We start from the raw sequence: 6,901 nt of genomic DNA on the forward strand, positions 1-6,901 counted from the left end.
CTCGTCGGTCCAGTCACGCCATGCTGGCCCGATGACCTGCCGGACACAAACGAGGAAACCTCGCCTCAAGTGAACAGAATTCATGTTCGGAAAACCGAGCTCTCGCCCTTCAGCCAGCGCAGGAAGGCAGCGATCTCGCGCCGCGGCTCGTGGCCGGAGGGCAGCAGGGCCCAATAGCCGGTGCGCACCGGCACGGGCGGGCAGCCGGCCAGCGGCGAGAGGACGGGGGAGGCAGGAGAAGACGGGGCGGGGGTGGCAGGAGCAGGAGAGGAGGGCGTGGGAGAGGAAGCTGCGGAAGGCGGGGACGCGGGCGAAGAAGACGCCGGGGAAGCGAGCGCGCCGGCACAGAGCGGCAGGCGGGCAAGGGCGACGCCGAGCCCCTGCGCGGCGGCTTCCAGCGCCAGATCGACCGTATCGACATGCAGCCCCCGGCCGGGCGGCGGCAGCGTCTTGCCCGTCGCCGACGCTGCGGCCGCGACCCACGCCGCCCAGTCGTTCTCGACCGACGCCACATGAATGAGCGGCGCGCGCGCCCAGTCGATCCGCCCGTCGCGCCGGGGCAGGCGGGCGGCAAGGTCGGGATGCGCGACCGGCTGCAACGCCTCGCGGAACAGCAGTTCGGAGCGCGCCGACGGCCAGGGCGCCGGCCCCATGCGGATGGCGAGATCGACGCCGTCGAGCGGAAACACCGCCTGCCGGTGGCTGGTGTCGATATGCAGGTCGATCTCCGGATGGCGGCCGGCAAACCGGCCGAGCCGCGGCACCAGCCAGCGGCGGGCGAAGGTCGGGGCGACGCTGACGCGGATGCGGCGGGCGCCGAGCAGCGGCGACACCCGGTGCGCGCCGGTGGCGATCATCGACAGGCCCTCGCTGACATAAGGCAGCAGATCCTCGCCGGCGGCGGTCAGCGTCACCGCACGGCCCGAGCGGTCGAACAGCGGCGCGCCGAGCCAGGTCTCCAGCGTGTCGATGCCGTGGCTGACGGCCGACGGGGTGAGGCCAAGCTCCTCGGCCGCCAGCTTGAAACTGGCATGGCGGGCGGCGGCCTCGAACAGGCGGAGCGAGGCAAGCGGCGGCAGGCGCAGGCTCATCGGCGGGTCCCCATGAAATGAGTTTTGCTCTTTTAAACGCGGAAAACGGGTGCCGGGCAAAGCAAAATCGGCGGGGCCGGCCCGCCGTGCCGGCCGGGTCCTCCGGCGGCCTTGTCCCCGGTTGCGAGACTTGCGACGGATTTTGCGAAATTCCGTCTCAATTTCCGCGAAAATTGACGCAAGGCGTCGCAATTTCGCGAAATCGTCGCGCCGCCCGGTCGGCGGGGTAGGGGCGCTGCTCAACCCATGCCAATCGGACGGTATCTCGTAAAAAATAACCGGGGTGAGCCGCGTCGCCGAAAGACCCGACGCCGGGCCGGTACCATGGCGCGCCGGGTGCGCCCGCAAAACCGGGGATAAGGTTTTTGGGGAGGGGCGGCGCTGTCAGGCGATCAGGCAGGCAGGAAAGCCGTTTGTCCGCACGGCTGATCGCCCCACAATCCTCGACCGTCAAGCCTGGTCTTCGTGGGTCTTGCCGGCAAGGGTCCGGTTCGCGAAAGGCCGGCGCCTTTCGCGAACCGCAATGGCGAGGTCAGGCGCAGCCGCCGCCCGGCGTCCGCGCCTCGGCCGAGGGCGTGCAGCAGGCCGCCGCGGCCATATGGGCCTCCGACACGGCGGCAGTGCCGCAGCAGGCCGCCTGCTCGCCCGGCGCCCGTGCGGCGGCACTGCGTTCGGCCGGCTTGCACACCGCCCGCGTCTCGTTGAGGCGCAGCACCAGGCGGCCATCCTCGGCCTGCGGGGCATCGGGAAGCATCAGGCGCAGGCCCCGGTTGCCAGGGGCGAACTCCACGATCACCGGTGCCTGCGCCAGCGCGGGCAGCGCCTTCAGGCTCCTTTCGAGAATGCCGACAAACTTGCCGGCCGGCATGTGGGTGCGGCCCGTCCCGTCGAGCAGTTGCAGGCGCACCTCGGGCCAGGCCTCGATGGTGCCGCCGCAATCGATGCCGGTCGAGGCGGAATGGCGCAGTTCGGTGACGTGATATCCAGGGCCGATGTCGCCGGCCTCGCTGGCGAAGACCAGCGGCATGTCGTCAGGATGGGCGCGCAGCAGGGCGATGAGGTCGGGAAGGGTGATCATGGTCGGGCCTTTCATTTCAAACTATGTTGAAATAATATCTGCCACAGCGACTCTGACATTTCAAGAGGAATTGAATTGTGAACGAGCAGGAAGCTGCCACGCTTTTCGGGGCCCTGTCGAATGACGACCGGTTGCGGGTGATCAGGGCCTTGGTGCGGGCGGGGCCGGCGGGCCTTGCCGCCGGAGAGATTGCCGAGGCGATCGGCGCCAGCCCGTCGCGCGCCTCGTTCCATCTTTCGACATTGTCGGAAGCCGGCTTCGTCCATGCCGAGCGGCAGGCGCGCAGCCTGCGCTACCGGGTCGACTTCGACCGGATCGGCGCGCTGATGCGCTTCCTTCTGGAGGAGTGCTGCGCCGGCCACCCGGACCTGCGGTCGTGCTGCGGGTCGTGATCAAGGTGGGGCCAACACCCACCGCGCGGCTGATCTAATCCTCGTCCTCGCGGCCGAGGCCGAACGCCATGGATTCCGACAGGGCCGAGATTGTCACGCACCCGGTCCTGGATTATCGCCTCATCCGCGCTTGTGCGCGCCCAGCCGCCGGCGCAGCGGGTAGAGGCCGATGATCGTCAGACCGGAGAAGGCGGCGCCGGCGAGGAAGGTGCCTTGCGGGCCGACACTGTCCCACAGCGCGCCGGCGATGACGCTGGCCGCGAGCAGGGCGATGCCGGTGACGAGATTGAACATGCCAAAGGCGGTCCCGCGCAGTTCGGCCGGCGCCGCATCGGCGATCAGCGTCGCCAGCAGACCCTGCGTGAACCCCATATGCAGGCCCCACAGCACGACGCCGCAGGCGATGCCGAAAAGGCCGGGGGCGAAGGCGAGGACGAGGTCGGCGGCGATGAGCAACCCCAGGCCGATAACGAGGATGGTGACACGGTCCATCCGGTCCGAGAGCGCGCCGGCGGGATAGGCCGACAGGGCGTAGGCGACATTCATCACCACCAGGACGGCGGGCACCAGCATCAGCGGCAGGCCGGTGCCTTCGGCGCGCAGGATCAGAAATGCTTCGCTGAACCGGGCGAGCGTGAAGACCGCCGCAACGGCGACCACCCACCAGTAGGTCGTCCCCAGCAGTGCCAGTTCGCGCCGGCTCAGCGGATTGCGTACCTGCCGAAGCCCCTCCTGGCGCTTGGGTTCGCGAACGGCGAAGACGATCAGCCCGAAGGCGAGGAAAGCCGGGATCACGGCGACCCAGAAGACCGAGACGAAATCGTCGGCGAAGAGCCACATCAGGCCGATCGCCAGCAGCGGGCCGAGGAAGGCGCCGACCGTGTCGAGGGACTGGCGCAGGCCGAAGCTCGCACCGCGCAACTCGGGCGGGCTGATGTCGGCAACCAGCGCATCCCTCGGCGCGCCGCGAATGCCCTTGCCGATCCGGTCGACGAAGCGGGCGGTGACCAGCCAGCCGACGGTCGGCGCCAGCGGGAAGATCGGCTTGGTGACGGCGGCGAGCCCATAGCCGAGCGCCGCCAGCTCCTTGCGCCGGCCGATCCGGTCGCTGAGCGCCCCGGAGAAGATCTTGGTGATCGAGGCTGTCGCCTCGGCGATGCCCTCGATGATGCCGACGGTGAGCGCGGTGGCGCCGAGCCCGACGACCAGATAGACCGGCAGCAGGGCATGGATCATCTCGGACGAAACATCCATCAGCAGCGAGACGAAGCCGAGTGCCCAGATGCCGGAGGGAATCCGGCGCCACACCGGACCTGAATTGGCCGTCGGCCCGACATTGCTCATGCGATGCCCCCTGTGATCATCGTGCCCAACGTGACCATGCCGCTCAACTCCAATGATGCCGTCGGTGTGGTGGCCCCGGTGTGGTGGCCCCGATGTGGTGGCCCCGGCGTGGTGGCCCCTGGGTGGTGGCCCCGGTATGGTGGCCCGGTTCGTTACTTGTTCTCGTCGTGAGCCTCGAAGACGCGCTGGGCATAGGCGTCCAGGATCGTCTCGCACTTTTTCAGGCGGCTCTCGGCCTCGGCGCGCAAGGGGGCGCCGTAGAAGTCGAGCTTCCTGATCTTCTCCAGCCAGCCCTGGAGCTTCTTCAGGTCGACATCGTTCTCTTCGAGTTCGGCGTAGGTGTAGTGATTGGCCGCCTCTTCCTTGGCGACTTCGCGCTCGAAGTCGTCGCACTTGTCGAGGAATTCCTTGTATTCCTCGTCGCGGTCGGCCTTGAAACGCGACAGCACCTTGTCCTCCTGGCTGCGGTCGAGTCCGACGGTCTGCAGGAGGACCGACTCGCCATTCATCTCGGCGACATCGTTCTCCAGCATCTTGAGCCGGCGGAGATGGTCGTCCGTCTTCGGCAGCAGGCAGACGCCGCTTTGCAGGTAGACGGCGCCCATGCCCTTGAGCCGGCGCCACAGCGCGACGCGCTTCCTGGCGGGCTCGGGGGGAACCTTGTAGGTCAGCAGCAACCAGGATGTTGTCATGGTTCGATGTTGATGTTACAGCCGTTACATGTCAATGGGCGAATTCGCACAGGACGGTCGTAACGTATCGAAAGTGACGGCCGTCGCGCCCCTCACGCGCCCTTGCGGATGACGACGGCGTCTTCCCAGTCGGGGTCGAGGCGCGGGTAGAGGGTGAGGACGTCGGGGTCATGGCCGGGCAGGATCTCGCAGCCGGCCTCGATCAGCTCTTGCAGCACGCGGTAACCCTCGACCGTGCGGAAATAGTCGGCGAAGACCGGAAAGATCTGGCCGTCGGTCAGGTAGCGGCGCAGATGCAGCGCGTCGGAGGCGATGACCAGCGGCGTTTCGCCGTCGACGACGAGGATCTGCAGCCCCTGCGAATGGCCGCCGACGAGACGGGCGGTGAGGCCCGGCAGCAGCGTGTAATCCCCCTCGTGGAAGCGCACGCGGTCGCGAAAGACCATCTCCACCGCCGTCTTGACGTCCTCGACCGCGAAGGGCTTGCGCATGCGGGCATGGCACATGCAGCGGCCGGTCGCATAGGCCATCTCCGCATCCTGCAAGTGGATGGTCGCATTGGGGAAATGGCGCAGGTTGCCGGCATGGTCGTAATGCAGGTGGGTGATGAAGACGTCGGTGACATCCTGCGGCGCAACGCCGATGCGCTTCAAGGCCTCGACCGGATGGGTCAGCAGGATCCGCTGGCGGGCCGCGCCTTCCTCCGGCGCAAAGCCGGTATCGACCAGCACGGTCCTCTCCCCGTTGCGGCACAGCCAGATATAATAGTCGAGACGGGCCTCGCCCTCGTGCGGGTCGGGGTCGAGAACGGCATGGCCGGGCGGCAGGTCCTTGGTGGCATAGCGCAGCGCGATCACCTGCCACGGCGCGGCGGGGGAGGAGGAGGCCTTGCGGAGGCTGGGAATGGTCACGGAACGGTCTCCCTGAAGCGGACGGTCGGCCGTTGCCTGGCGGCCCGGCGCTGGCGGTTTGTCTGACAATCTGTCATTCTAGCTCTATACCTGCCGGACCACGGGATGTCCAACAAGCAGCGCGCGCGGCGCGGGATGTGTTATTCAACGCCGAGCAACCGGAGCCCGGCCGGCTCGGAGAAAGTGGACTCGATGGAACAGCCGAGACTGAGAATCTCGAAAGAGCGCGCGACGATCCGCCATCTGGTGGAAGAGAAGATGCGCGAACTGATCGCCACCGGCCATTTCAAGCCGGGCGACCGTCTCATCGAACGCGAACTCTGCGAGACTTTCGACGTCGGCCGCACCTCGGTGCGCGAGGCCCTGCGGCAGCTCGAGGCGGAAGGCCTGATCCGCACCGAGCCGCATCGCGGCCCGATCGTCACCAAGGTCTCCTTCGGGGAGGCCCGGCAGCTCTACCAGCTTCGCGCGCTGCTGGAAGGGTTCTGCGGTGCCGAATTCGCCGTCAAGGGCACCGACGAGGAACACCGGCGGCTGTTTGCGGCCTGCGAGGCCTTCGCCGCGGCGGCGGAAGGCAAGGCGCCGACCGAGCAGCTCGTCGCGCGCAAGGCGGAGTTCTATCGCTGCCTGATCGCGGGGGCGCGCAACATCTATGTCGAGGACATGCTGACCTCGCTGCACAACCGCGTCTCGATGCTGCGCGCAACGACGATGACCCAGCCGCACCGGCTGCCGAAAAGCGTCGAGGAAATCCGCGACATCACCCGCGCGATCTGCGCCCGCGATGCCGACTGGGCGCGCCGGGCCAGCATCACCCATGTGGAAGAAAGCAGCAAGATCGCCCTGCAACTGCTCAGCGACGCGGAAGTCGCCTGAGGGGGATACCACTTTCTCAGGACGTCATCCCGGCCGCAGGCGAAGCCGGAGAGCCGGGAGCCATTGGCAACCTCGGCCGGCGTGAGGCGGGACGGCGTGTCGCTCCTCTCCCTGCTGCCGTCTTGTTCGCTCCATCCTCTCCTTGGCGTCCTCCCGGACGAGGCCGAAGGCCGAAGATCCGGGACCGGGGAGGCACGGCGGTCGGGGCGTCGTTCGGGGGGGCCTCGTGAGGCTCTCGGCTCGCCGGTCCCGCATCTTCGCTGCGCTGCGTGCGGGATGACGCGGGGAGGGATTGGCGCGTCCCCGCCGCCGCTCTGGCAGCCAATGGCCCCCGGCTCTGCGCTGGCGCGCGGCCGGGGTGACGGCCGTGGGGATGCGAGGTCGTGCTTCGGTGACGGCCGAGAGGATGCGGGGTCGGGCCACTTTCTCGGGGTGACGGCGGTGGGGATGCAAGGCACCGCCTCCGTCTCGGAGGTCATCCCGGCCGCAGGCGAAGCCGGAGAGCCGGGACCCATTC

7 protein-coding genes are annotated in these 6,901 nt (G+C 68.2%); 2 read left to right on the forward strand and 5 right to left on the reverse strand.

Translation table 11 applies throughout. From position 1 onward, the window contains the following. Positions 1-80: 80 nt before the first annotated feature. Both TSB10P1A_RS00240 and TSB10P1A_RS00245 read right to left on the reverse strand, forming a co-directional pair. On the reverse strand, positions 81-1,091 hold the full coding sequence (locus TSB10P1A_RS00240) for a LysR substrate-binding domain-containing protein (RefSeq protein WP_186385888.1): 1,011 nt from the start codon (positions 1,089-1,091) through the stop codon (positions 81-83). 532 nt (positions 1,092-1,623) lie between these two features. Next, complete coding sequence (locus TSB10P1A_RS00245) at positions 1,624-2,169, reverse strand: DUF6428 family protein (RefSeq protein ID WP_186385889.1); 546 nt, start codon at positions 2,167-2,169, stop codon at positions 1,624-1,626. A gap of 77 nt (positions 2,170-2,246) precedes the next feature. Between TSB10P1A_RS00245 and TSB10P1A_RS00250 the strand changes: the two genes are divergently transcribed. Further along, complete coding sequence (locus TSB10P1A_RS00250) at positions 2,247-2,561, forward strand: helix-turn-helix transcriptional regulator (RefSeq protein WP_186385890.1); 315 nt, start codon at positions 2,247-2,249, stop codon at positions 2,559-2,561. Between the two features lie 120 nt (positions 2,562-2,681). On the opposite strand, the gene TSB10P1A_RS00255 is transcribed toward TSB10P1A_RS00250, so the two are convergent. From TSB10P1A_RS00255 to TSB10P1A_RS00265, 3 genes are all read right to left on the reverse strand, one after another. Continuing rightward, the gene (locus TSB10P1A_RS00255) at positions 2,682-3,905 is read right to left on the reverse strand and encodes an MFS transporter (protein ID WP_186385891.1); all 1,224 of its coding nucleotides are present in this window, start codon (positions 3,903-3,905) and stop codon (positions 2,682-2,684) included. A 152-nt stretch (positions 3,906-4,057) separates the two neighbouring features. Further along, positions 4,058-4,597, reverse strand: coding sequence for a Chromate resistance protein ChrB (locus TSB10P1A_RS00260; RefSeq protein WP_186385892.1), 540 nt, complete (start codon positions 4,595-4,597; stop codon positions 4,058-4,060). Between the two features lie 92 nt (positions 4,598-4,689). Continuing rightward, on the reverse strand, positions 4,690-5,508 hold the full coding sequence (locus tag TSB10P1A_RS00265) for an N-acyl homoserine lactonase family protein (protein WP_244292876.1): 819 nt from the start codon (positions 5,506-5,508) through the stop codon (positions 4,690-4,692). Positions 5,509-5,700: 192 nt separating this feature from the next. Here TSB10P1A_RS00265 and TSB10P1A_RS00270 point away from each other — a divergent pair, with 192 nt between their 5' ends. Next, complete coding sequence (locus TSB10P1A_RS00270) at positions 5,701-6,384, forward strand: GntR family transcriptional regulator (protein WP_186385893.1); 684 nt, start codon at positions 5,701-5,703, stop codon at positions 6,382-6,384. The last annotated feature ends 517 nt before the right edge of the window (positions 6,385-6,901 follow it).

The organism is Stappia sp. TSB10P1A (assembly GCF_900185725.1).
Taxonomy (GTDB): domain Bacteria; phylum Pseudomonadota; class Alphaproteobacteria; order Rhizobiales; family Stappiaceae; genus Stappia.